The organism is Bradyrhizobium huanghuaihaiense, from assembly GCF_007830635.1.
GTDB classification, from domain to species: domain Bacteria; phylum Pseudomonadota; class Alphaproteobacteria; order Rhizobiales; family Xanthobacteraceae; genus Bradyrhizobium; species Bradyrhizobium huanghuaihaiense.
Genome location: NZ_VLLA01000008.1, coordinates 244,455 through 268,392, shown reverse-complemented (window position 1 = coordinate 268,392; position 23,938 = coordinate 244,455). Strand labels below are relative to the sequence as shown.

Sequence of the window (23,938 nt, the reverse complement as noted above, 5' to 3'; positions counted from 1 at the left end):
TCAGCTCAGCCCGCGCATCAGGCCGTTTGCGCCAGCTTCTCTTTCAGGAAGTCGCGCACCGGCGCCGGCTCGACGTCCTTCGCGATCACCGCGCGGCCGACGGCCTCGAGCAGGATGAAGGTGAGCTTGCCGCGCTTGACCTTCTTGTCCTGCGCCATCAGCGCCATCAACGCGTCGGCGTCGGCAAGCCCTTCCTGGGCAAAGCCGGCGATGTCCTGCAAACGGGTCGGCAGGCCGGCCTCGATCAGGTGCCGCTCGACGCGCGCGGCATCAGCCTCGCCGATCATGCCGAGCTTCGCCGAAAACTGCGCCGCCAGCGTCATGCCGATCGCAACGCCTTCGCCATGGAACAGGCGATCGGAGAAGCCGGTCGCGGCTTCCAGCGCGTGACCGAAAGTGTGGCCGAGATTGAGCAGCGCGCGCTCGCCGGTCTCGCGCTCATCGCGGGAGACGACACCCGCTTTGGCGCGGCAGGAGGTCGCGATCGCATGCTCGCGCGCGGAGCCGCCCTTGAAGATGTCGGAATGGTTCTTTTCCAGCCAGGTGAAGAAGGCCTCGTCGCCGAGCACGCCGTATTTGGCGACCTCGGCATAGCCGGCGCGGAACTGGCGCGGCGACAGCGTGTCCAGGACGGCGGTGTCAGCGATCACAAGCACCGGCTGGTGGAAGGCGCCGAGCAAATTCTTGCCCTGCGGCGAGTTGATACCGGTCTTGCCACCGACGCTGGAATCGACCTGTGCCAGCAGCGAGGTCGGCACCTGCACGAAATCGACGCCGCGGCGCAGGATCGCCGCGGCAAAGCCGGCGAGATCGCCGACCACGCCGCCGCCGAGTGCGATGACGAGATCGTTGCGCTCGATCTTCGCGGCGATCAGGGCCTCGCTGACCTTTTCGAGGCCGGCATAGGTTTTCGAGATCTCACCTTCCTCGACCACGATGCACGAGGTCGGAATGCCGCTGGCTGCGAGCGAGGCCTCAGTCGGCTCAAGCCAGTATTTCGCGACGGTGCGGTCGGTGACGATCGCCGTGCGCACGCCCGGCCGCAAGGCCGCGATCCGTTCGCCGAGCGATGAGAGCACGCCGCGGCCGATGACGATGTTATAGGCGCGATCGCCGAGCGCGACGTCGACGTTGACCGGATCGGAAAGTTTCAACGGCGCAGTCATCGTGCGGCACTCGCAACATCGGCAGGTGGTGGGGCGGACTGTTCGCCGCAGAGATGGGCGTGCAGCGTCTCGATGCATTCCTCGACGATCTTGTCGTGAGGCACGTCGCGCGAGGCGATGGTGAGGTCGGCCTTGCCGTAGATCGGCTCGCGCTCGGTGAGCAGGCGCGTGACGGTTCCCTCGGGGTCGGCGGTCTGAAGCAGCGGGCGATCGGCGCGCCGGCGGACGCGGCGCATGATGACGTCGTGGTCCGCCCGAAGCCAGATCGAGATCGCCTTGGCCGCGATGCGCATCCGCGTCTCCTCGCGCATGAAGGCGCCGCCCCCGGTCGCCAGCACCACCGGACCGCCCTCGAGCAGGCGCGCAATCACGCGGGCCTCGCCATCGCGAAAGTGCTGCTCGCCGTGGCGCTCGAAAATCTCCGGTATGGTCATGCCGGCCGCCGCCTCGATCTCGGTGTCGGCGTCGACGAAGGGCAGCTTGAGCCTGACAGCCATGCGGCGGCCGATGGTGGATTTGCCCACCCCCATCATGCCGACGAGCACGATCGAGCGCGCACCCAGGGCCGACAGGATGTCGGCCTCAGGCGAAGCGGGAATCGGCAACGCGGCGTCGGACATGGATATTGCTCTGGATCTCGCTCTGGATCTCGCTCGATCTGCCGCCAAAGGCGGCATGGTTTGGCCACCTATACGACCCCGCAGGGGGCCTCGCCAGAGGACTCTTGCCACGAAACGGCGAACATGTTGGATGATTTCATTGGTTAATTTGGCTGCCAAGCCCACTATCGAGTCCCCGACAGAGACCCCAGACCGATGCCCAGCCTGTTCCGCTTCCTGACGGTCGTCGCCGTGATCGCCGGCATCGTCTATGGCGTGATCTTCGCGCTGGCGAACTTCGTCAACCCGAAGCCGCGGGAAATGACGGTGACGATCCCGCCGGATAAGTTTCTCAAGAAATAGCCGCTAGGGTCCGGGGCATGCGCGTAAAGCCCTCCGACAACAAGCTCACCGGCCTGTTCCTCGACATGCTCGCGGCGGAACAGGGCGCCGGTCCCAACACGCTCGATGCCTACCGCCGCGACCTCACCGATTTCTCGGAATTTCTGGGCCGCGTCGGCCGTAGTTTCGCGGACGCGGAGACGCAAGTCCTGCGCGATTACCTTGCTGACCTCGACGCGCGCGGCTTCAAATCCACCAGTGTCGCGCGGCGGCTGTCGGCGATGCGGCATCTCTACCGCTTCCTGCTGAACGAGCGGATTCGCGGCGACGATCCCGCCGCGATCCTGTCCGGTCCGAAGCGCGGCCGCGGCCTGCCAAAGGTGCTGTCGATCGCGGATGTCGACCGCATGCTCCGCCGTGCCAAGGAATTGAGCGAGACGGAAGAGGTATCGCCATCGAAGCGGCTGCGCTCTTTGAGGCTCTACTGCCTGCTCGAGGTGCTCTACGCCACGGGCCTGCGCGTCTCAGAGCTGGTGGCGCTGCCGCGCACGGCGGCCAAGCGCGACGCGCGCATGATCGTGGTGCGCGGCAAGGGCAACAAGGAGCGCCTGGTGCCGCTCAACGACGCCTCGCGGCAGGCGATGGCGGATTATCTCAGCGCGACGGAGGCCGCGAAAACCGAGAAGAAGAAAGACAGCCTCGCCGCTTCGAAATGGCTGTTCCCTTCCTTCGGCGAGAGCGGGCATCTGACGCGGCAGCACTTTGCCCGCGATTTGAAGGAGCTCGCGGTCGCCTCGGGCCTGCAGGCCCGGCTGGTCTCCCCGCACGTGCTGCGCCATGCCTTCGCCAGCCACCTGCTGCACAACGGCGCCGATTTGCGCATCGTGCAGACCCTGCTCGGGCATACCGACATCTCCACGACCCAGATCTACACCCATGTGGTCGAGGAGCGGCTGAAGAGCCTGGTGCGCGACCTGCATCCGCTGGCGGAGAAGTGACTGTCGTCCCTGCGAACGCAGGGACCCATACCGCGTGATCTATCTGTGACGGCCGCTGTGAGTACCGTGGAAGGGCCTATTCACCGTCAGTCTTCGCCAAACTTCTCCCTGTGGTTATGGGTCCCCGCGTGCGCGGGGACGACAGCGGGGGGAACGAAACCGCCTTGACTTCGGCCACATCTCCGCAGAAAGAGCCGGGGCCTCACGACTGATTTGGCCGACTGCCACCAGCACACAAGCCAACTCGTTGAAGAAGCTACACTTCTTTCCGCGCTCCAACCTCGCTTCGCTTCTTTCGCCCCGTCCCCCTATACTGAGTTGATGCAAGACCAGATGCGCAGCTATCTCGACTTCGAAAAGCCCGTCGCCGAGCTCGACTCCAAGGTCGACGAATTGCGCGCGCTCGCCGCCACCGGCACCGACATCAGCGACGAGGTCGGCCGGATCGAGGACAAGGCGGCGCAGGCGCTGGCGGACCTCTATACGAACCTGACGCCGTGGCAGAAGACGCTGGTGGCGCGGCATCCGCAGCGGCCGCACTTCAACGACTTCATCAAGGGCCTGATCACCGAATTCACCCCGCTCGCCGGCGACCGCAAGTTCGGTGAGGACGAGGCACTGGTCGCCGGCTTCGGCCGCTTCCGCGGCGAGCCGATCTGCGTGATGGGCCAGGAGAAGGGCGATTCCACCGAGAGCCGGATCCGGCACAATTTCGGCATGGCGCGGCCCGAGGGCTATCGCAAATGCGTGCGGCTGATGGAGATGGCCGAGCGGTTCGGCCTGCCGGTGCTGTCGCTCGCCGATTCCGCCGGCGCCTATCCCGGCATCGGCGCCGAGGAGCGCGGCCAGGCCGAAGCGATCGCGCGCTCGACCGATGCCTGCATGGCGCTGACCGTGCCGAACGTCGCCATCATCACCGGCGAGGGCATGTCGGGCGGCGCCATCGCCATCACCACCGCCAACAAGGTGCTGATGCTGGAGCACGCCATCTACAGCGTGATCTCGCCGGAGGCCGCCTCCTCCATCCTCTGGCGCGACGGCACCAAGGCGCAGGAAGCCGCCAACAACATGAAGATCACCGCCCAGGACATGCTCCGGTTCGGGGTGATCGACCAGATCCTGAAGGAGCCGGTCGGCGGCGCCCACCGCGACCCCGCCGCCATGATCGCCACCACCGGGGACGCCATCGCCAAGGCCTTCGACGAGCTCCGGGGCCTCGACGGCGACGCCATCCGCAAGCAGCGGCGGCAGAAATTCCTCGATATCGGCCGCAAACTGGGCTGATTCGCCTCGATTCCGGTCTCGTAGGGTGGGCAAAGCGAAGCGTGCCCACCATTCCGAGCGGTGCAGGTGGCTAGATGGTGGGCACGGCGCTTCGCGCCTTCGCCCACCCTACGAGACCTTTCGAGCCCCCGGTAACCCCGCGTTAACCCTTTTTTTGCCCAAATCGGCGATCTCAGTGGCGGTTTGGCCGCAAGGCCCAAGTTCCGGCCCAGTTCCAGGTTACGCCTGATTTAAGTCTCTGTTGACCACACCTTTGGGCCAACGCCCTCGTGATCCCCGCTCGGGTTGCGACCACATGACCCAGAGGTTAGAATTTTAATCAATGGCTTCAGGGCATAAGCGCTGGAGCGTGGTCTGAACGAGCCCGCCGCGGCGGGTGGTTTTCCGGTCGGATCACGCGCCAAAGAATTGGGGTTCGCGCTCCTTGCCCGGCACGGTGTGGGGTCCATCTTGATTTCTCGTTCGCTTGCTCGCGCGCTCTTGGTTTCGGTTGCGCTGATGACGGCCGGCGGCCTGCTCGCCGGCTGCGACACCGACCAGGTCTCGCTCGCGACCAACGCCAAGGCCAATCAGCCGGTGCCGCCAAAGCTTCTCGCCGCGATGGTCGAGAAGGACATGGACCTGCAATCGCCGATCCTGGTGCGCCTGTTCAAGCAGGAGGCCGAGCTCGAGGTCTGGAAGCAGGCCCGCAACGGCCAGTTCGCGCTGCTCAAGACTTATCCGATCTGCCGCTGGTCCGGTGACCTCGGCCCCAAGGTGCGCGAAGGCGACCGCCAGGCGCCGGAAGGATTCTACTCGATCAATCCGGGCCAGATGAATCCGCAGTCGGCCTATTACCTCTCCTTCAACACCGGCTATCCGAACGCGTTCGACAAGGCGCTGGGCCGCACCGGCTCGCAGCTGATGGTGCACGGCGACTGTTCTTCGCGCGGCTGCTACGCGATGACCGACGAGCAGATCGCCGAGATCTATTCGCTCGGCCGCGAGTCCTTCTTCGGCGGCCAGAAAGCGTTCCAGCTGCAGGCCTACCCGTTCAAGATGACGCCGGTGAACATGGCCAAGCACCGGAACAATCCGAACATGGCCTTCTGGAAGATGATCAAGGAAGGCTATGATCATTTCGAGGTGACGCGGCAGGAGCCGAGGGTCGATTTCTGCGAGAAGAAGTACGTCTTCGACGCCGCGAAGCCGGCCGACGCCAAGCGCGATCCGGTGTTCGACGCCTCCGCAAAATGCCCGGCCTATGTGATCCCCGAAGACGTCGCCAGCGCCGTGCGCGAGAAGCAGGCGAAGGACGAGGCCGAATACGCCAAGCTCGTCGCCAAGGGCACGCCGGTGGCGCGCATGAACACCGGCATCGACGGCGGCATGAACAAGATCTTCGCCGCGAAGATTCCGGAAGGCTCGACCGGCCTGTCGGAAGGCGCCGAAGGCACCACGCTGCAGATGCTGGCGATGGCGAAGGCGCCGGGCACGATCCCCGGACACGTCAATCCGCCCAAGCCGAATCTCGAGGCGGCCGCGGCCGCGCCTGCGCCGCAGGAAGAGCCAGTCGTCGCCGTCAGCGCGCCCGCCGCGGGCACCCGCGTCGCGACAGCCGCACCAGCCGAGAAATCGCAAAGCGGCGGCTTCTTCTCCAACCTCGGCCGCAAGATGGGCATGGGCACCGCCGATACGACGGCGACCACGCCTCCGCCGCAAGCGACCGCATCGGTTGCGCCGGCCACGACGCCGCCGACCGCGGCGTCCCGGCTGAAGGCCGCTGTGACCCGGTTCGTGCCGGGCCACGACAAGTCCAAGGATGCAGCGAAGGACGCGCCGAAGCCGGCGGTGACCGCCACCAAGCCGGCAGAGCCGCCGAAGCCCGACACCCGCCTCGCCCAGACGCGCCCGGCGCTGAAGCCGTCGGTATCGGATGGCGCGGCTGACAGCGGCCAGATGGCCGGCGCCGCGCCGGTGGTGTCGTCGAATTCGTTCGACAGCCGCTTTGGGGCGATGAAGTAGGACGGACCGCGCGCAGCGCTCGGGTCTTTCACAATCGAAGATGTCTTCCCGTCACCCTGAGGTGGCCGCTTCTTAGCGGCCCTCGAAGGGCGACGGCCCGGCTGCATCCCGGCCGTTCATCCTTCGAGGCTCCCCGCGCGCCGCGTTGCGTCGCGCGGCTCGCACCTCAGGATGACGGGACTGGCTGCGCGTAGCCCGGATGAGCGAAGCGACATCCGGGAATGTCGCAGACGGCCCCGCATGTCGCTTCGCTCATGCGGGCTACGGCAGTGGAAATTTGGGTGAGAGCGCCGCGCTTCAGCGAGGCCCTACGGCGCCAGATACCGCATCAGCTCCGGATTGCCCCTCACCTCGCCCGCCTGCCCCTGCAGCGCGACCCTGCCGCGATCCAGCACATACGCATAGTCCGCGACGCGCAGCGCCAGATCGAGATGCTGCTCGACGATGATCACCGCGATGCTCTTCGCGAGCTCGATCAGGCGCTCGGTGATCTCCTCGATGACGCCGATCCAGACGCCTTCGGTCGGCTCGTCCAGCAGCAGGAGTTTTGGATCCCCCAGCATGGCACGGCCGATGGCGAGCATCTTGCGCTCGCCGCCGGAGAGGGTGCCGGCGGGCTGGTCGAGGCGCTGGCCGAGCTTTGGGAAGATGGTCAGCACGCGGTCGACGGCGGAGGCATCCTTGTTCGCAAGCGAGCCGACCGCGAGATTGTCGCGCACCGACAGGCGCGCGAACACCGAATGCTCCTGCGGCACGTAACCGATGCCGGCGCGGACGCGCTCCTGGGTGGCGCGGCGGCTGATGTCGCGGCCGTCGAAGGCGACCTCGCCCTTCCAGGCCGGCAGCTCGCCGACGATGGTCTTCATCAGCGTGGTCTTGCCGGCGCCGTTGCGCCCGAGCACGGCGACGCCGCCGCGCCAGGGAATGCCGAGCGTGACGTCGAACAGGACCTGGCTGCGGCCATAGCCGGCGTCGAGATGCTTGATGTCCAAAAATTCAGGCACGGCGCAGATAGATCTCCTGGACGGATTTGTTGGCCTGGATCTCCGACACCGTGCCCGATGCCAGCACCTTGCCCTGGTCGAGCACGGTGAGGCGATCGCAGATGTCGCGGATGAAATCGAGATCGTGCTCGACGATGACGAGCGAGCAGTGCTTTTTTATGGGCTGCAGCAGTTCGCCGGTGACGCGGCGCTCCTCGAGGCTCATGCCGCCCGTGGGCTCGTCGAGCAGCAGGAGCTTTGGCTTGCCGGCGAGCGCCATGGCGATCTCCAGCCATTGCTGCTGGCCGTGCGACAGCGCCGCCGCCGCATCGAAGGCGCGGTCAGCGAGGCGGAACTGCGTCAGCATGGTCATGACCTGATCGTGCAGCGCGCCACGGGTGCGCGAGAACACGAGATCGAACAGCGAGGACTGCGCCTGCAGCGCCAGCAGGATGTTGTCGTAGAGCGTCAGCGTCGGCAGCACGCTGGTGATCTGGAATTTCAGGCTCATGCCGGCGCGGGCCCGCTCGGTCGGCGTAAACGCGGTGATGTCGGTGTTGACGAAGCTCACCTTGCCCTGCGTCGGCACCTCGGCGCCGGCGATGCACTTCATCAATGTGCTCTTGCCGGAGCCGTTCGGGCCGATCAGGCCGTGAAACTCGTTCTCGCCGACGGTGAGCGCGGCGCCGTCCAGCGCAGTGAGCTTGCCGAAGACCTTCTTGATGCCGGCGGCCTCAAGGAGCATTGCGCGTCTCCTTGATCTTGACGCCGAAGCTGCCGACCCGTTCACGCTCGCCCAGCACAAAACTAATCAGGCCAAGAGGCCGGAACAGGATCACGAGCAGCAGCAACAATCCCAAAATGATCGGCCAGATGTCGCGGTAATTGTCCGACAGCCAGAAGCTGACGCCCTCGACGATGACAGCACCGATGACGGCACCAATCAGCGTGCCGGAGCCGCCGAACAGCACATAGAGCACGACCTGCGTCGAGACCACGACGCCGACCATGTTGGGCCAGACGAAACCTTCGTGAAAGGCGTAGAGGCTGCCGGCAAGACCGGCGATGGCACCGCCGATGGCGAAGATGATCGCCTTAAGGTGCTGCGCCTTGTAGCCAAAGAAGGCGATGCGCTGCTCGTTTTCGCGGAGCCCTGCGAGCGCGAGACCAAATTGCGAGCGCACCAGGAAGCGGCAGAGCAGATAGACGACGACGAGGATACCCAGCACGAGATAATAGAAGGCCGGCCCTTCCGAGAATTCGTAACCACCGAGCGACATCGGCGCGATCGAGGGGATGCCGTTCTGGCCGCCGAGATAGTACCAGCCGCGCGCGAGGCGATCGGCAGCGTAGGAGCCGGTGAGCGTGCCCAGCGAGACGAAGATCACGCTGGAGGGATGCCGTCCCAGCAGCAGGAAGCCGCCGAGCAGGAGCGCGAAGGTGAGGCCGATCAGCGTGCCCGCGGGCAGCACCAGGAAGATATTGGTGATGTCCAGATCGCGCGCGAGCAGAGCGACCCCATAGCCGGCCGAGCCGAAGAACAGGGCCTGGCCGAAGCTCATGATACCGGCATAGCCCCAGACCAGATCAAACGACAGCGCGAACAGCGCAAGGATGATCACGCGCGTTGCGAACACGGTGAGATAGTCCTGCAGCACCAGCGGCGCGAGCAGCGCCGCGACCAGCACGACGCCCTCGACGATCGGCAGGACTTTTCGTCCCGCGGCAGCTTTGGCCGCCGTTCCGCTGCTGCCCACCGCGGCGTCCATATCCCCGCCGATCTCGGCGGGGATCGTCTGCTTCACTGCGCCCATCGCTTTCGGCATTCTACGTCAGCATTCCTTGGGATCGACGAGGCCGCTGCTGCGCGCGACGATCTCGTAGTTCCCGCCCTTGGCGACTGCGGTGTACATCTTCATCTTGCAGTGCCGCTTGCCCGGCACCATCTCGGCTGGGCCACCCGGACCTTCGGCGATCTTGGCATGGTCCAACGCGGCGGCGACCGAGTCGCGGTCGATCTTGCCGGCTTCCTTGACGGCGGCTTCCCACAGCTTCAGGCCGCGATAGGTGCCGGTGGCGGCGCTGCCGGCGGCGAACAGGAAGTTGCCCGGAAAATCCTTCTCGTAGGCCGCCTGGATCTTGGCGTCGAACGGGTTCTCCTTGGTCAACACCTTGAAATAGTCGAGGCAGCTTGCGAGGCCCTCGATCTCGCTGGCCTGGTTGATGTTGAGCGTGTTCTCGTCATAGTAGACGCAGGCCAGACGCCCGCCGTTCTTGAGAAAGCCCGCTTCATAGAGCTGCTTGAAGAACGGGCCGACACCGGGGGGAATGACCGTGTTGAAGACGACGTCGACCTTGTTGGAGACGATGCGGTTGACCGTCGCGGAGAAGTCGACCTGGTCGAGCGGGTAGTATTCCTCGAACACGACCTCACCGCCATTGGATTCGATCACCTTGCGAGCATAGACGTTGAGCGTGTGCGGCCAGACGTAGTTGGCGCTTGGCAGCGCGAACTTCTTGCCGCCGTTCTTGATCAGCCAGGGAATGAACTCGTCGCACTGCTGCGCCGGCGTCGGCCCGGTGCAGAACAGATAGGGCGTGCACTCCTTGCCCTCATAGAGCTGCGGATAGATGTAGAGCGTCTTGCCGCGCGCGACGATCGGGTCCTTGATCGCGTTGCGCATCGACGAGGTGATGCCGCCCAGCACCATGTCGACCTTGTCGCGCTGGATCAGCTTGCGGACGTTGCCGACGGCGACGGATTCGTTGGAGGCGGTGTCCTCGATATAGAGCTCGAGCGGACGGCCGAGCAGGCCGCCGGAATTGTTGATCTCCTTGATCACCATCTTGGCGACATTGGCGTCGGCATTGCCGGCATAGGCGATCGGGCCGGTGAGATCGGTGGCGATGCCGACTTTGATCGGGCCTTCCGCCGCGTTGGCCCAGTCGGCCGGGATCACCCAGCTGCCGACGCCGGTCGCGACCGCGCCGGTGGTAAAGGCGAAATTGGAGAGGAAACGGCGGCGTGTGAGCTGAGTGCGATTGAACATGTGACTAAACCCCTTTTCCAGCGATGAGGCCCTGCGGGCGGAATTTGATGAAGACAATGGCGAGCACGAAGACGAGGACGTCGGCGACGACAGGCGCCATCACCCATGGCAGTGCGGCACTCAGCGTGCCGATGACGCCGGCGCCCGCGACCGGCCCGATGAAGGAGCCGACGCCGCCGACCATGACCGCGACAAAACCCTGGATCAGGAAGCGCAGGCCGAGATCGGCAAACAGGCTGAACACCGGCACGATCAGCGCGCCGGCAAGACCGGCGAGCGCGGCACCGAACGCGAAGGTGGCGCCGTAGATCAGCGGCGTGGAGATGCCGGACGCACGCGCCAGCGACGGGTTCTCCAGCGTGGCGCGGACGCGCAGACCAAAGCTCGTGCGCGAGAGCAGGAGGTAGCAGCCGCCCATCACCAGCAGCGTGATGACGATGATGGTGAAGCGCCAGGCCGAGATGTGCATAGCGCCGATGTCGATCGAGCCGCCGATCGGCTCGGGCACGGTGAGATAGAAGCCGCCGATCAGGCCGCGGACGGATTCGCGGATGATGAGGCCGAGCGCATAGGTGCCGAGCATGGCGACGATGGGCGCGGCATAGAAGCGGCGGATGATCAGCGCCTCCAGCACGAAGCCGAGCGCGCCGACCAGAAAGGGCGCCGCAACCATGCCGGCCCAGATCGGCAGGCCCTTGGCATGGGCGAGATAGGTGATGTAGGCCCCGAGCAGGACGAACTCTCCTTGCGCGAAGTTGAAGATGCCCATCATGCTGGCGATGATCCCGAGCCCCAGCACGATCAGGACGATGATCGCGCCGAAGCTCAGGATCTCGAACGCCGCGACGAACGCATTAGCCATGCGGTAGAACCGTCTGCATGAATTCGCTTCTCACATCTTCTTCCAGTCGCCGATCTGCTCGAAGGCATGGGCGGCGCGGTAGATGGTGGATTCCTCGAACATGCGGCCGACCAGCATCAGGCCGACCGGCAGGCCGTCGACCATGCCGCAGGGCAGCGACATCGCGGGATGATGGGTGATGTCGAACGGGGCGGTGTTCGAGATCATCTCGAGCGCGCGTGCAACGTATTCCTCGCGGCTGGCATTGGGCTCCGGCAGCTTGGTCGCCTTCATCGGCGTCGTCGGCAGCAAGAGCAGATCGTAATCCCCGAACGCCTTGTCGTAGGCGGCGGTCAGCCGGCGGGAGATGTTGAGCGCCTTGCCGTAGAAGCGTGGGCCGAAATTGTTGTTGATGTAGGTGCCGAGCATCATGAACAGCTTCGTGGTCTCCGACAGCGAGTCGGCCTGCCGGCGCCAGCCGCGATGAAAATCCATCAGCGAGGTCGAGTAGAGATCGCCGCGGCTGAGGCCGTAGCCGTCGCCGAACATCATGGTCTGGGTCAGGCCTTCGGTGCCGATCGGGGTCCAGATCGCGCCGCCCAGGAGATGCATCGGGATCGAGACGGTCTCAACGGTGGCGCCGAGATCCTTGAAGCGTTTTGCCGCCTCGCGCACGCTTTCATTCACCGCAGCCTCTGCGACCGGCTGCTCAAAGCCCTCCTTGAGGATGCCGATCTTCATGCCCTTGACGCCCTGGCCGAGCGCCTTGGTGTATTCCTCGACCTTCGGCGCCTTGATGCGTGGATCGTAGCCGTCGTCGCCGGCAAGCACTTCGAGCAGCAGCGCGTTGTCGGCGACCGTCGCCGTCATCGGACCGGTATGGTCGACATAGATCTCGATCGGCATGATGCCGGTGTAGGGCACGAGGCCCCAGGTCGGCTTCATGCCGTAGATGCCGCAGAACGAGGACGGCATGCGGATCGAGCCGCCCTGATCGCCGCCGATCGCCATGTCGACCTCGCCGAGCGCGACCACGACGCCCGAGCCTGACGACGAGCCGCCGGCCGAGTAACCCATCTTGTGCGGATTATGCACGGGGCCGTAGGAGCCGGTGTGGCTGCCGCCGGACAGGCAGAAATGCTCGCAATGCACCTTGCCCTTGATCTCGGCACCGGCATCCAGCATGCGCGTGACGATGGTGGCGTCGAAATCGGGCACATAGCCTTCCAGCGTCGACGAGCCGTTGGTCATGGGCACGCCGGCAAGCATGATGTTGTCCTTCAGCGCAATGGTCTTGCCCTTGAGCTTGCCGCTGGCAGCGCCCTTGACCGTCGACTTGCGATACCAGGCATTGCGCGGGTTCTCTTCGGCCGAGGGCCGATACCCCGGCGTGCGCGGATATTTCACCTCCGGCAATTCGTCCGGCATCGCGGCAACGAGATTGTAGGCTTCGATCGAGCCCTGCATCAGGCCGCGGAACGAGGCGACGTCGTCATCGGTGAGCGAAAGGCCGCACTGCTCGGCGACACTGCGAAGTTGGGCGGGCGTGGGAAGGACAACTGTCACGGCGCTCTCCTCTGAGGCTTCTTGATCCCTGGCGTTGGACGGAAGCCGCTCGCTCGCGCCTGCACGGCGCGGGCCAACCGGCTCCGCGGCGATATTACAGACGGAAATATTTTCCTTTTCAAGTATTATTTCGCAAGTCCGCGGCGGCGTATCAGCGACCGCCTCTTAAAGCGTCTTGATGATCCTGAAGTCGAGACCGTCGGCTTCAGCGAGGTACATCGGCATCTCGGCGCGGCCGTCGCGAAGCGTCACGGGGCCGCGGCCAGCCGTATAGACGGTGTTGCGCGCGGCCTTGAGCAGCGGGCGAAAGGCCAGCGAGCCCGCGCGGTTGGCGACGGATTCCAGAAAGCGCAGTCCCTCATAGTTCGACTGACCGACGGAGCCGACCGGCGGCGCGTTGGCACCGAACATGGAATGATAGGCACTGAGGAACTTGTCATTGGCGCGCGAGGCCATGCCGTTGAAATAGCCGGAAGCGCAGAACAAATTCTCGGTGTTGTCGGCGCCGATGCCGAGCAGCACGGTCTCGTCCATGGCACCGGCAAGCCGCAGCGTCGAGGTGGCAAGTCCGGCTTCGGCGAAGGCGCGGTTGAAGGTGATGCTGTCGGTGCCGATGAGCGAGATCAGCACCACGTCGGGCTTGGCGGCGCGGATGCGCGCCAGATGCGGCTCGTGATTGTCCTCGCCGACGGGCACGAACTCCTCGCCGACCACCTGTCCGCCAGCTTCCTTGATGTAGCGCTTCACCGATCGATGCGACTGCCACGGCCAGACGTAATCGCTGCCGATCAGGTACCAGCGCGCGCCCTTCTTGACGTCCGCCAGCCAATGGATCGCCGGCCGGCTCTGCCAGCGCGGCGTCTCACCGATCGCCATCACGCCCGGCGTGCGCTCGCCGCCTTCATAGACCGGGGTGTAGATGTAGGGGATGCGGTTGCCGGTGACCTTGCGCAGCGCGACGCGGACCGCGCTGATATGCGAGCCCATGATGAGGTCGACCTCGTCGAACGCGATCGCCTGCTCGGCGCGGCGCACCACCTCGTCGATCGGACCGCCGGAATCGTAGATCGACAGCTCGAGCTCGCGGCCCAGAATGCCGCCGCGCTTGTTGATCTCGGCAACCGCCAGCATCGCGCTGTTGGTGGAGGTCGGGCCCCAGATTCCGGGCGAGCCGGTGAAGGTGAGGAAATTGCCGATGCGCAGCTTGTTGCGCGCGCCGCGGCGCTTCATGAAATGCGCGTCGACCGGAGACAGGTCGAAGTCAGCCGCCGACGACGACAGATTCCTGAACAGCAGGGACGGCGGCAACGCCGGACCGCCGTGAGCCGGGAAGTTTACCGTCGCGCGCACGCCAACTCCTGTCTGGCACCAGACCTGAAAGCACATTGAGCAGGCGGCCGCGGCTTCCGCCCTTTTGTTGGGCAATGATCCTATTTTGAAAATATTGAATATTCAAGAATTGAAGTGCATATAGATGCAGCATTGATTGCAAGACATTCACTCATTTGGGTCAAGACGAAGTCTTAGCCGTGGCAAAACCGTCGAAAGAAAACACCCCGATCACCGAACATCTCGCTTACCTGCTCGCGCAAGCCAACCGGGAGATCAACCGGCAGCTGGAACTGCGCTTGAGCAAGGAAGGCGTTCCCGTCGAGCAATGGCGCATCCTGAAGGTTCTCTCCGATGGCAACGGCCATTCGATGGGCGAGCTTGCGGACGCGGTGCTGCTCAACCATCCGACGCTGACCAAGATGATCGACCGCATGGTCTCCGACACGCTGGTCTATCGCGTGCAGGACCCCAACGATCGCCGCAAGGTGCTGATGTTCATCTCCGACCGCGGCAAGGTGCTGTGCAAGAAGCTCAACTCGCTCGCGGTGGATCAGGAGGAGCACATCCTGGAGAGCTACGGCGACAAGTCGACGAGCGAGCTCAAGCGGCTGCTGGAGAGCTTGATCGACAGCTCGAATTGAGCTGCGCGAATATCAATTCCATCGTCGTCCTGGACAAGCGAAGCCCGCGACAACGCGTAGCGAAGACTCGCGGTTGCCAGCGTCGCGCCGCAACTTCCCCGCTGGGGTAATGGGTCCTGGCTTTCGCCAGGACGACGATGGAATGAGCGCGACGCCGCCTCCCCAACAAGGCTGTCGTCCCGGCGAAGGCCGGGACCCATAGCCACGGGATCAAGTTTGGTGAAGACTGCTAGTTGCGCTGGGTCGCGCGGTACGACGACCGCACACTATCGATAGATTCCGCGGTATGGGTCCCGGCCCCCGTGCGCAATTGCGCACTAGGCCGGGACGACGGCGGAAGTTGAAGCGCGAGCTTCGCGCCTCAGGCGTGCTGCGCCTTAGGCATACCGCCCGTGGCAGTGCTTGTACTTCTTGCCTGAGCCGCACGGGCAGTCCTCGTTGCGGCCGACCTTGCCCCAGCTCGCGGGGTTCTTGGGATCGCGCAGCGCGGCGTCGGTGGCCTGCGCGCCGAGCGTGACGCTGGCGAGCGCCATCTCGTCCTCGCCGGTGTTCGGATCGAACTTGTGCGCTTCCATCGCCGGCAGCACCGGGGCTTCCTGCTCCGGCGGGACGATCTCGACCCGCATCAGCTGCGCCGTGACGGCCTCACGCAGATGCGCGCTCATCTCCTGGAAGAGGTTGAAGGCCTCGGTCTTGTACTCCTGCAACGGATCGCGCTGGCCGTAGCCGCGCAGGCCGATGACCTGGCGCAGATGGTCGAGCATGATCAGGTGCTCGCGCCAGAGATGGTCGAGCGTCTGCAGCAGGATGGTCTTCTCGACGTAACGCATCACGTCGGGACCCCACTGCGCGACCTTGGCCGCCATGTGCTCGTCGGCCTTTGTCTCGATGCGCGTGAGCAGCTCCTCGTCGGCGATGCCCTCTTCCTTGGCCCAGTCGTCGACCGGCAGGTCGAGATCGAGCACGCGCTTCAATTCCTCCTTCAGACCGGCGACGTCCCACTGCTCGGCATAGGCATGCTCGGGCACGTGCTTGGCGACGAGGTCGTCGATGAAGGCGTGGCGCATGTCGGTGACGGTCTCGGCGACGCTGTCGTCCTTCATCAGGTCGACGCGCTGGTCGAAGATCACCTTGCGCTGGTCGTTCTGGACGTTGTCGAACTTGAGCAGGTTCTTGCGGATGTCGAAGTTGCGCGCTTCGACCTTCTGCTGCGCCTTTTCGAGCGCCTTGTTGATCCAGGGATGGATGATCGCCTCGCCCTCTTGCAGGCCGAGACGCTGGAGCATGCTGTCGAGGCGATCCGAGCCGAAGATGCGCATCAGATCGTCTTCCAGCGACAGGAAGAACTTCGAGCGGCCGGGGTCGCCCTGACGGCCGGAACGGCCGCGCAGCTGGTTGTCGATGCGGCGGGATTCGTGGCGCTCGGAGCCGATGATGTAGAGACCGCCGGGCTTCTTCACGGTCTTGGCGGCTTTGCTGCCCTTCGCCGGCTCGATCTCGACGGTTTCTTCCGCCTTCAGCACGATGTCGCGGAAATGCGCGATGTCGGCCTTGATCTGCTCGATCTTCTTCGCCTTCTCGGCCTCGTCGGTGATGGCAGAGGTCTCCTGCTGGATGCGCATCTCCAGCGAGCCGCCGAGCTTGATGTCGGTACCGCGGCCGGCCATGTTGGTCGCGATCGTGATCGCACCGGGCACGCCGGCTTCGGCGACGATATAGGCTTCCTGCTCGTGGAAGCGCGCGTTCAGCACCGCGAACAGCTTTGACGGCTTGCCGGCACGGGCGGCGGCATAGAGCTTGTCGAGCGCATTCTCCTTGCCGAAATCGATCTGCTTGTAGCCGTTCTGCTTCAAGAATTCGGCGAGCACTTCCGACTTTTCGATCGAGGCGGTGCCGACCAGCACCGGCTGCAGCCGCGCATTGGCGCGCTCGATCTCGGCGAGGATGGCGGCGTATTTTTCCTTCTGGGTGCGATAGACCTCGTCGTCCTCGTCGAGGCGCGCGATCGACAGGTTGGTCGGGATCTCCACGACTTCGAGCTTGTAGATGTCGAACAGTTCGTCCGCTTCGGTCGCGGCCGTACCGGTCATGCCCGCGAGCTTTTCATACATGCGGAAGTAGTTCTGGAACGTGATCGAGGCCAGCGTCTGGTTCTCGGGCTGGACCTGGACGTGCTCCTTGGCTTCCAGCGCCTGGTGCAGGCCTTCCGAATAGCGCCGGCCCGGCATCATGCGTCCGGTGAACTCGTCGATGATGACGACCTCGTCGTCGCGGACGATGTAATCCTTGTCACGGGTGAACAGCGTGTGGGCGCGCAGCGCCTGGTTGATGTGGTGCACGACGGAGACGTTCTCGACGTCGTAGAGCGACTCGCCCTTGAGCTGGCCGGCATCGCGCAGCAGGGTCTCGATCTTCTCCATGCCGGCCTCGGTGAGCGTCACCGTGCGCTGCTTCTCGTCGACCTCGAAATCGGTCTTGTCGAGCTTGGGCAGGAAGCCGTCGATGGTGTTGTAGAAATCCGAGCGGTCGTCGAGCGGGCCGGAGATGATCAGCGGCGTGCGCGCTTCGTCGATCAGGATGGAGTCGACTTCGTCGACGATGGCGAAGAAGTGCGGCCGCTGGACCATGTCCTCGAGCCGGTACTTCATGTTGTCGCGCAAGTAGTCGAAGCCGTATTCGTTGTTGGTGCCGTAGGTGATGTCGCAGGCATAGGCCGCCTTGCGCTCGGCATCGTCCAGGCCGTGCACGATCACGCCGGTGGTCATGCCGAGGAAGCCGTAGATCTGGCCCATCCAGCCGGAGTCGCGGCGGGCGAGGTAGTCGTTGACGGTGACGACGTGGACGCCCTTGCCGGCGAGCGCGTTGAGGTAGACCGCGAGCGTTGCCACCAGCGTCTTGCCTTCGCCGGTCTTCATCTCGGCGATGTCGCCCTCGTGCAGCACGATGCCGCCGATCAGCTGGACGTCGAAATGCCGCTGGCCGAGCGTGCGCTTGGCCGCCTCGCGCACCGTGGCGAAGGCGGGCACCAGGAGATCGTCGAGCGTCTTGCCCTCGGCGAGCTGCTTCCTGAACTCGGCGGTGCGGGCCTTGAGCGCCTCGTCGGAGAGTTTCGAGACCTCGGGCTCCAGCGCGTTGATCGCGTTGACGCGGGACTGGTATCCCTTCACCCGCCGGTCGTTGGCGGAGCCGAAAAACTTGCGGGCGAGCGCGCCGATCATGCCTAGTTCCTGTGTTCGCGATTCAACCGCGTTGCAGCCAAGAAGTTGTCACCCGCCTGCCTATCAACTCACCGTGACGCCTGATGGCGTCAGAGCCCGGACTGCGGGGGTCATCCGCCATATGGGTGGGAATTGGGCAAGTCTGGGTTCAACGGCCAAAAACGCAGCAAAATAAACGCCATCGCCATGGACGCGACCGGGCAGAGATATGGCCCGGTCATGGCCTTGTCAACGGCGGGCGCATTGCGGCTAATTCATCATTTTGACAGACTTTTCGCGTTGCCAAGCCCCCTTGATTGGGCGAGTGTCCGCCCCGCTCGAGCAGCCCCCTGCTTCAACAAAAGGATTTTCCATGACCACCTCGTTCCCGGTAACCAAAACCGGCCTGCGCTTCGGCCTCGCCACCGCCCTCGTGGGCTGCCTTGCGCTGGCGCTGATCGCGGGTCCCGGCCGGGCTGCCGACGATCCGGTCCTGGCGAAGGTCAATGGCGCTGAAATCAAGAAGAGCGACGTCGCCATGGCCGAGGAGGAACTCGGGCCGAGCCTCGCCCAGATGGACCCGGCGACCAAGGACGAGAACGTCCTGTCCTTCCTGATCGACATGAAGATCGTCAGCAAGGCTGCCGAAGATAAGAAGGTCGCCGATAGCGAGGAGTTCAAGAAGCGCCTGGCGTTCGCCCGCAACCGCCTGCTGATGGACAGCCTGCTCGCCAATGAGGGCAAGGCCGCCACCACGCCGGACGCCATGAAGAAGGTCTACGAGGAAGCCTCCAAGCAGATCACCGGCGAGCAGGAGGTGCGCGCCCGCCACATCCTGGTCGAGACCGAGGACGAGGCCAAGGCGGTGAAGGCCGAGCTCGACAAGGGCGCCGATTTCGCCGAGCTCGCCAAGAAGAAGTCCAAGGATCCCGGCTCCGCCGACGGCGGCGACCTCGGCTTCTTCACCAAGGAGCAGATGGTGCCGGAATTCTCGGCCGTCGCCTTCGCGCTCGAGCCGGGCAAGATCTCCGACCCCGTGAAGTCCCAGTTCGGCTGGCACATCATCAAGGTCGAGGAAAAGCGCGCCCGCAAGGCGCCGGACTTCGAGCAGGTCAAGGCCCAGATCGAGAACTACGTCACCCGCAAGGCCCAGGCCGACTACGTCGCCAAGCTGCGCGCCGAGGCCAAGGTCGAGCGGCTGGACCAGCCGGCGGCGGACGCCAAGCCGGCCGACGCGGCCAAGCCCTCCGACAGCAAGATGGCGCCGCCGGCGAAGAAGTAAGCCGCGAAGACATTTCGACGTCGCGATGGCCGGGCATGTCCCGGCCATTTGCTTTTGGGGCGTAGTGTGGACGGGCGCGGCAACTACAACTGTCGTCCTGGCGAAAGCCAGGACCCATACGCCGCAACAAGTGTTGGTTTGCGCCAGCGGTCGTGGCCTTCGTGAACAATTGATGACGGTGGTAATGGGTCCTGGCTTTCGCCAGGACGACGATGAAGCGCGCCTCTCCCAATCCGCCGAGTGAGATGATAGGAAGCGCCTCCCTCCCCGTTACCGGAAGCTCACGATGTCCACCTCCGTCTCCCCGCTTGCCCCGAAACACGTTCCCGACATGCCCGTGATCGCGGGCATCCGCCTTGCGACGGCCGAGGCCGGCATCCGCTACAAGAACCGCACCGACGTGCTGCTGGCGGTGATGGACAAGGGCACGGCGGTCGCCGGCGTCTTCACCAAGTCGAAATGCCCCTCCGCGCCGGTCGAATGGTGCCGCGCAAAACTAAAGGGCGGCAAGGCGCGCGCGCTGGTGGTCAATTCCGGCAATGCCAACGCTTTCACCGGCAAGACTGGCCGCGCCTCCACCGCACTGACCGCGAAGATCGCGGCCAAGGCGGTAGGATGCAGCGAGAGCGAGATCTTCCTGGCCTCGACCGGCGTGATCGGCGAGCCGCTGGATGCGACCAAGTTCGACGGCGTGCTCGGCCGCCTCGCCGAGACCGCCGAACCCGGCGACTATCTCGCCGCGGCCAAGGCGATCATGACCACCGACACCTTCCCGAAGGTCGCGACCGCGACCGTCAAGCTCGGCAAGGCCAAGGTCACCATCAACGGCATGGCCAAGGGCGCCGGCATGATCGCCCCCGATATGGCGACGATGCTGTCCTTCATCTTCACCGACGCGCCGATCGCGCCCGCCGCGCTGCAGGCCCTGCTCAAGAGCGGCGTCGAGGACACGTTCAATGCCGTGACGATCGATGGCGACACTTCCACTTCGGACACGCTGCTGGCATTCGCGACCGGCGCCGCTGCCGAGCATGGCGCACCAAAGATCAGCCGCGCCAGCGACCCGCGCCTGAAGGCCTTCGTCAAGGCCTTCACCCAGGTGCTCGCCAACCTCGCCGAGCAGGTCGCCCGCGACGGCGAAGGCGCGCGCAAGCTGGTCGAGATCACCGTCGAGGGCGCCAAGACCAAGGCCTCGGCGCGCAAGATCGCGATGTCGATCGCGAACTCGCCGCTGGTCAAGACCGCGATCGCCGGCGAGGACGCCAATTGGGGCCGCGTGGTGATGGCCGTCGGCAAGGCCGGCGAGCCGGCCGATCGCGACAAGCTCTCGATCTCGTTCAACGGCATCCGCGTCGCCAAGAGCGGCGCGCGCGATCCCGACTACGACGAGGCGCAGGTGTCGGAAGCGATGAAGGCGCCGGAGATCGCAATCAAGGTCTCGCTCGGCCTCGGCAAGGGCCGCGACCGCGTCATGACCTGTGACCTCACCAAGGAATATGTGGCGATCAACGGGGATTACAGGTCTTAGTGCAGCCGTCATTCCGGGGCTCGCGAAGCGAGAACCCGGAATCTCGAGATTCCGGGTTCGATGCTGACGCATCGCCCCGGAATGACGGCTCTGGCATCACCCCGAAATCCTTGCGTCGGCGACCGCCTTCTTGAACAGCGCGTTCATGGCGTCCGAGATGCCTTGCGTCGGGCTCACCTCGAAATACAGCCCCGGCGAGGCACAGCTCTGCATGTTCTGCGCGATCTCGCTGTTCGGCGACGGCCCGAACGGTCCCTTGTTGAAGGGGTCGACGTAGGTCATGTACCAGGAGTTGGTCGGCAGCTGCAGATAGGTGGTGTAGAGCACCGCGATCTTGATCGCGCGGTTCTTGATGGTGGTGCAGAGCGAAACGTCGATCGGCGACTGGCAGCGTCCGCCGCTCACGGTCGGCTTGGAGCAGCCGGTGTTGTACTCGTCGGCGACGCCGTCGGAGACGAAGAACAGATATTTCATCGGCGCCGCCGACGTGCCGGCGCCCGGCGCGCTGATCGCGCTGTTGAGCGCCGGGAACACCGTGCTGAACTGCGTATCCTTGTCGGCGGTGTAGGAATCGTTGTTGCCGTAGACGCCCATCAGGTCGATGGTGCCTGCCGCCGTCTTCGCGCTCGAGAGGCTCGCCGACAGCGAGAACAGCGCGCGCAGGCCGATGGTCTTCGACGAGGCGCCGAAATCGTAGATCGCCATGCGGAACTGGTTCGAATAGGTCTCGGTGGCACCCGCCGTGTCCATCAGCGACTGGGTCGCGCTGCGCAGCACGTCGATCCGCGTCGTCACCCCGAGCGTCTTGGCGAGGTTGTAGTAGTTGTTCGCGTCGTTGTAGTCGTGACAGGCGAAGGCGCATTTGTCGGACGTGTTGTTGACCATCTTGCTGACGTCCGCCGGCGTCGCCGCCACACCCATCGATGGCGAATTGTCCAGCAGGAGGTAGAAGTCGACATAGAGCGGCATGGTCGCCGTCGCGGTCGACGTCCCGCTCATGGTCATCGCGCTCCTGCCGATGACGCCGAGGAACATGGTGTTGATGGTGCCGGTGAACGAGACTGTCGAGGTGACAGTCGAGCCGGACTTGACCACCGTCGGCGTGACGCTGTTCAGCGTATAGCCGGTCAGGTTGGCGACGTTGGCATTGAAGATGTTCGTGGCGTCGGTGACGCCGGCCGGGATCGCGCCGTCCGAGGTCATCGAGCCCGCGGCCGCAAAGGCCGGCGAGGTCTTGGCGACCGAGCCGACGCTGGCCGCATCGGCCGCGGCCTGGAGCTTGGAGCGGACCTGCGTCGCACGGGAGTAATCGACCGCACAGCCGACCACCGTGATCAGCGGGACACAGCACAATGCGAAGATCACCGCGACATTGCCGCGCCGGTCGCGGACAAGACGGCGCATCATCGAGCAAATCGCAGCGCGCATGGGTCGGCCCCGGAATGGTTCAATCGTTTCCACTCTAGGAACCGTCGATTAAATATGACTTATGGGAGCGGTAGAAACGCGGACCGCGACGGAGTTAACGAACCGTTACGGCCCCATCCTCAGCGAGCGACTTCAGGCATGGCCGATCTCAAACTGACACTGGTGGTGGCCTGCGCGCTGGTGGACGCCGACAAGCGCGTCCTGATCGCGCAGCGCCCCGAAGGCAAGACACTGGCCGGCCTGTGGGAATTCCCCGGCGGCAAGCTCGAGCCGGGCGAACGGCCGGAGCAGAGCCTGATCCGAGAACTGCACGAGGAGCTCGGCATCACCGTCGCCGAGCCGTGCCTGGCGCCGCTGACTTTCGCCAGCTACGGCTACGAGACGTTTCATCTGTTGATGCCGCTCTACATCTGCCGGCGCTGGGAAGGGATGGTGACTGCACGCGAGGGCCAGAACCTCGCCTGGGTCCGCGCCAACAAGCTGCGCGACTACCCGATGCCGCCCGCGGACATTCCGCTGATCCCGCATCTGATTGATTTGCTGATGTGAGCCCGCTGTGCCCCGGACGCAGCGCAGCGCTCTTGCGGTGCGCTGCTGAGCCGGGGCCCATGCTAGCGGCAGGCTGGGTCCCGGCTCTGCGCAGCAGCGTAAGAACGCTGCAGCGCGTCCGGGACACGCGTCACTCCTTCCCCGCCTTCCTCACCGCCTCCGCCAGGCTCGCTTTCGCCGACCCCGGCTTGAGTGGCTGCTGCTGGCTCGCATGCGGCGCCCAGCCGGAGAGCCAGATGATGTCGAATGTCGCGCGGATGCGTCCGTCGGCATCGGCAAAGCGCTCGGCATAGATCTCGGCCATCCGCAGCAACGTCGCGCGGCGGCTCGGTGTGCGGCGGCGTTCGATCAGCACGTTGGCCGCGCCCATGCGGCGGAGATCCTGCATCAGCGCGAACGCATTGCCATAGCGCACCACGACGCGGTCGACGTCGGTCACCGGCAACGCGAAGCCCGCCCGCTGCAACAGCGCGCCGACGTCGCGAAGGTCAGCGAAGGGCGCGACACGCGGCGACACACCGCCCTCACATTCAGCTTCCGCCGCGGCAAAGGCCTGCCGCAGCTCGGACAGGCTGTCGCCGCCGATCATCGCGGCAAGCAGCAGCCCATCCGGCTTCAGCGCGCGACGGATTTGCGCGAAAACGCCCGGCAGGTCGTTGACGAATTGCAGCGCCAGCGCCGAGACGACGAGATCGAGGCTTTCCGGCGCGAAAGGCAGTTTTTCGGCGCCGGCCGCATCGAGCGCGAGCCGTTCGATTGACGGAAGGTGCGCGCGCAGCGAGGCCAGACCCTCGCCGGGGCTCCAGAGATCGACCGGCGCATGAAACTCCCGCATCACTGCGGCCAACCGGTCGGACATGTCCTCGCCGACCCGATCGAGCAGGAAGCTCACGGCACCTTGTGCCTGCGCGCGCTGCTGCCGCGCATGCAGCAAGGCACGATCAAACAGGGCGGGCGGGGTTTGGGGGTTCTGGACCATGCCGCTGGTTACGCCGATCATGCTGGTCATTGCAATCTCCTCTCTCGTGTCCCGGACGCGCTGCAGCGCTCTTGGCGCTGCTGCGCAGAGCCGGGACCCAGAAGGCAACGCCATATGCTGCGGTGAGATGGGCCCCGGCTCTGCAGCGCACCGCACCGGACGATGCTTC

General features: G+C 65.0%; 20 protein-coding genes. 8 read left to right on the top strand and 12 right to left on the bottom strand.

What is annotated here, in order from left to right:
* Window positions 1–17 precede the first annotated feature (17 nt).
* The gene (gene aroB / locus IQ16_RS19030; RefSeq protein WP_018643495.1) at window positions 18–1,166 is read right to left on the bottom strand and encodes a 3-dehydroquinate synthase; all 1,149 of its coding nucleotides are present in this window, start codon (window positions 1,164–1,166) and stop codon (window positions 18–20) included.
* Window positions 1,163–1,786 (bottom strand): shikimate kinase, encoded by a 624-nt coding sequence (locus IQ16_RS19025; RefSeq protein WP_020607901.1) that lies wholly within the window; start codon window positions 1,784–1,786, stop codon window positions 1,163–1,165. Before IQ16_RS19025 ends, aroB begins: the two co-directional genes overlap by 4 nt.
* Before the next feature lie 195 nt (window positions 1,787–1,981).
* Here IQ16_RS19025 and IQ16_RS19020 point away from each other — a divergent pair, with 195 nt between their 5' ends.
* The 4 genes from IQ16_RS19020 (at window position 1,982) to IQ16_RS19005 (ending at window position 6,393) form a co-directional block, all read left to right on the top strand.
* Window positions 1,982–2,128: a hypothetical protein gene (locus IQ16_RS19020; RefSeq protein WP_018643497.1), complete on the top strand. Its 147-nt coding sequence runs from the start codon at window positions 1,982–1,984 to the stop codon at window positions 2,126–2,128.
* A 17-nt stretch (window positions 2,129–2,145) separates the two neighbouring features.
* Window positions 2,146–3,105 (top strand): site-specific tyrosine recombinase XerD, encoded by a 960-nt coding sequence (xerD, locus tag IQ16_RS19015; protein ID WP_018643498.1) that lies wholly within the window; start codon window positions 2,146–2,148, stop codon window positions 3,103–3,105.
* Window positions 3,106–3,426: 321 nt separating this feature from the next.
* Entirely contained in the window at window positions 3,427–4,389 is a 963-nt protein-coding gene (locus tag IQ16_RS19010) for an acetyl-CoA carboxylase carboxyltransferase subunit alpha (RefSeq protein ID WP_018643499.1), read from the top strand.
* Between the two features lie 498 nt (window positions 4,390–4,887).
* Entirely contained in the window at window positions 4,888–6,393 is a 1,506-nt protein-coding gene (locus tag IQ16_RS19005; RefSeq protein ID WP_051122995.1) for a L,D-transpeptidase family protein, read from the top strand.
* 308 nt (window positions 6,394–6,701) lie between these two features.
* Here the strand turns inward: IQ16_RS19005 and IQ16_RS19000 are convergent, their stop codons facing one another.
* The 7 genes from IQ16_RS19000 to IQ16_RS18970 form a co-directional block, all read right to left on the bottom strand.
* A complete protein-coding gene (locus tag IQ16_RS19000) occupies window positions 6,702–7,397 on the bottom strand; it encodes a branched-chain amino acid ABC transporter ATP-binding protein (protein WP_018643501.1) in 696 nt (231 codons plus the stop codon).
* Entirely contained in the window at window positions 7,390–8,121 is a 732-nt protein-coding gene (locus IQ16_RS18995) for an ABC transporter ATP-binding protein (protein WP_026312070.1), read from the bottom strand. The genes IQ16_RS19000 and IQ16_RS18995 overlap by 8 nt, the downstream gene beginning before the upstream one ends.
* Window positions 8,111–9,202, bottom strand: coding sequence for a branched-chain amino acid ABC transporter permease (locus tag IQ16_RS18990; protein ID WP_018643503.1), 1,092 nt, complete (start codon window positions 9,200–9,202; stop codon window positions 8,111–8,113). The genes IQ16_RS18995 and IQ16_RS18990 overlap by 11 nt, the downstream gene beginning before the upstream one ends.
* A gap of 6 nt (window positions 9,203–9,208) precedes the next feature.
* Window positions 9,209–10,426: a substrate-binding protein gene (locus IQ16_RS18985; RefSeq protein ID WP_145831665.1), complete on the bottom strand. Its 1,218-nt coding sequence runs from the start codon at window positions 10,424–10,426 to the stop codon at window positions 9,209–9,211.
* A gap of 4 nt (window positions 10,427–10,430) precedes the next feature.
* Entirely contained in the window at window positions 10,431–11,288 is an 858-nt protein-coding gene (locus IQ16_RS18980) for a branched-chain amino acid ABC transporter permease (RefSeq protein WP_018643505.1), read from the bottom strand.
* 30 nt (window positions 11,289–11,318) lie between these two features.
* A complete protein-coding gene (locus IQ16_RS18975; protein WP_018643506.1) occupies window positions 11,319–12,833 on the bottom strand; it encodes an amidase in 1,515 nt (504 codons plus the stop codon).
* Window positions 12,834–12,998: 165 nt separating this feature from the next.
* Window positions 12,999–14,183: a substrate-binding domain-containing protein gene (locus tag IQ16_RS18970; protein ID WP_167526335.1), complete on the bottom strand. Its 1,185-nt coding sequence runs from the start codon at window positions 14,181–14,183 to the stop codon at window positions 12,999–13,001.
* A 179-nt stretch (window positions 14,184–14,362) separates the two neighbouring features.
* Here IQ16_RS18970 and IQ16_RS18965 point away from each other — a divergent pair, with 179 nt between their 5' ends.
* Window positions 14,363–14,806, top strand: coding sequence for a MarR family winged helix-turn-helix transcriptional regulator (locus IQ16_RS18965; protein ID WP_018643508.1), 444 nt, complete (start codon window positions 14,363–14,365; stop codon window positions 14,804–14,806).
* A gap of 377 nt (window positions 14,807–15,183) precedes the next feature.
* Here IQ16_RS18965 and secA read toward each other — a convergent pair whose 3' ends face one another.
* Window positions 15,184–18,024 (bottom strand): preprotein translocase subunit SecA, encoded by a 2,841-nt coding sequence (gene secA / locus IQ16_RS18960; RefSeq protein WP_018643509.1) that lies wholly within the window; start codon window positions 18,022–18,024, stop codon window positions 15,184–15,186.
* A gap of 352 nt (window positions 18,025–18,376) precedes the next feature.
* On the opposite strand from secA, the gene IQ16_RS18955 reads away from it, so the two are divergent.
* The gene (locus tag IQ16_RS18955; protein WP_026312072.1) at window positions 18,377–19,285 is read left to right on the top strand and encodes a peptidylprolyl isomerase; all 909 of its coding nucleotides are present in this window, start codon (window positions 18,377–18,379) and stop codon (window positions 19,283–19,285) included.
* Window positions 19,286–19,571: 286 nt separating this feature from the next.
* Window positions 19,572–20,813, top strand: a complete 1,242-nt coding sequence (gene argJ, locus IQ16_RS18950) for a bifunctional glutamate N-acetyltransferase/amino-acid acetyltransferase ArgJ (RefSeq protein WP_018643512.1) — start codon at window positions 19,572–19,574, stop codon at window positions 20,811–20,813.
* Between the two features lie 96 nt (window positions 20,814–20,909).
* Here the strand turns inward: argJ and IQ16_RS18945 are convergent, their stop codons facing one another.
* Window positions 20,910–22,241 (bottom strand): TadE/TadG family type IV pilus assembly protein, encoded by a 1,332-nt coding sequence (locus IQ16_RS18945; protein WP_145831663.1) that lies wholly within the window; start codon window positions 22,239–22,241, stop codon window positions 20,910–20,912.
* A 138-nt stretch (window positions 22,242–22,379) separates the two neighbouring features.
* Between IQ16_RS18945 and IQ16_RS18940 the strand changes: the two genes are divergently transcribed.
* On the top strand, window positions 22,380–22,790 hold the full coding sequence (locus IQ16_RS18940; protein WP_018643514.1) for a (deoxy)nucleoside triphosphate pyrophosphohydrolase: 411 nt from the start codon (window positions 22,380–22,382) through the stop codon (window positions 22,788–22,790).
* A 130-nt stretch (window positions 22,791–22,920) separates the two neighbouring features.
* Here IQ16_RS18940 and IQ16_RS18935 read toward each other — a convergent pair whose 3' ends face one another.
* Window positions 22,921–23,790 carry a methyltransferase domain-containing protein gene (locus IQ16_RS18935; protein WP_026312073.1) on the bottom strand — a complete coding sequence of 290 codons (870 nt, stop codon included), beginning with the start codon at window positions 23,788–23,790 and terminating at the stop codon, window positions 22,921–22,923.
* Window positions 23,791–23,938: the final 148 nt, after the last annotated feature.

Coding starts and splice junctions, on each gene's coding strand:
- aroB (WP_018643495.1), bottom strand. CDS start 1,166: ATGACTGCGCCGTTGAAACTTTCCGATCCGGTCAACGTCGACGTCGCG.
- IQ16_RS19025 (WP_020607901.1), bottom strand. CDS start 1,786: ATGTCCGACGCCGCGTTGCCGATTCCCGCTTCGCCTGAGGCCGACATC.
- IQ16_RS19020 (WP_018643497.1), top strand. CDS start 1,982: ATGCCCAGCCTGTTCCGCTTCCTGACGGTCGTCGCCGTGATCGCCGGC.
- xerD (WP_018643498.1), top strand. CDS start 2,146: ATGCGCGTAAAGCCCTCCGACAACAAGCTCACCGGCCTGTTCCTCGAC.
- IQ16_RS19010 (WP_018643499.1), top strand. CDS start 3,427: ATGCAAGACCAGATGCGCAGCTATCTCGACTTCGAAAAGCCCGTCGCC.
- IQ16_RS19005 (WP_051122995.1), top strand. CDS start 4,888: ATGACGGCCGGCGGCCTGCTCGCCGGCTGCGACACCGACCAGGTCTCG.
- IQ16_RS18995 (WP_026312070.1), bottom strand. CDS start 8,121: ATGCTCCTTGAGGCCGCCGGCATCAAGAAGGTCTTCGGCAAGCTCACT.
- IQ16_RS18990 (WP_018643503.1), bottom strand. CDS start 9,202: ATGCCGAAAGCGATGGGCGCAGTGAAGCAGACGATCCCCGCCGAGATC.
- IQ16_RS18985 (WP_145831665.1), bottom strand. CDS start 10,426: ATGTTCAATCGCACTCAGCTCACACGCCGCCGTTTCCTCTCCAATTTC.
- IQ16_RS18980 (WP_018643505.1), bottom strand. CDS start 11,288: ATGGCTAATGCGTTCGTCGCGGCGTTCGAGATCCTGAGCTTCGGCGCG.
- secA (WP_018643509.1), bottom strand. CDS start 18,024: ATGATCGGCGCGCTCGCCCGCAAGTTTTTCGGCTCCGCCAACGACCGG.
- IQ16_RS18955 (WP_026312072.1), top strand. CDS start 18,377: ATGACCACCTCGTTCCCGGTAACCAAAACCGGCCTGCGCTTCGGCCTC.
- argJ (WP_018643512.1), top strand. CDS start 19,572: ATGTCCACCTCCGTCTCCCCGCTTGCCCCGAAACACGTTCCCGACATG.
- IQ16_RS18945 (WP_145831663.1), bottom strand. CDS start 22,241: ATGCGCGCTGCGATTTGCTCGATGATGCGCCGTCTTGTCCGCGACCGG.
- IQ16_RS18940 (WP_018643514.1), top strand. CDS start 22,380: ATGGCCGATCTCAAACTGACACTGGTGGTGGCCTGCGCGCTGGTGGAC.
- IQ16_RS18935 (WP_026312073.1), bottom strand. CDS start 23,790: ATGATCGGCGTAACCAGCGGCATGGTCCAGAACCCCCAAACCCCGCCC.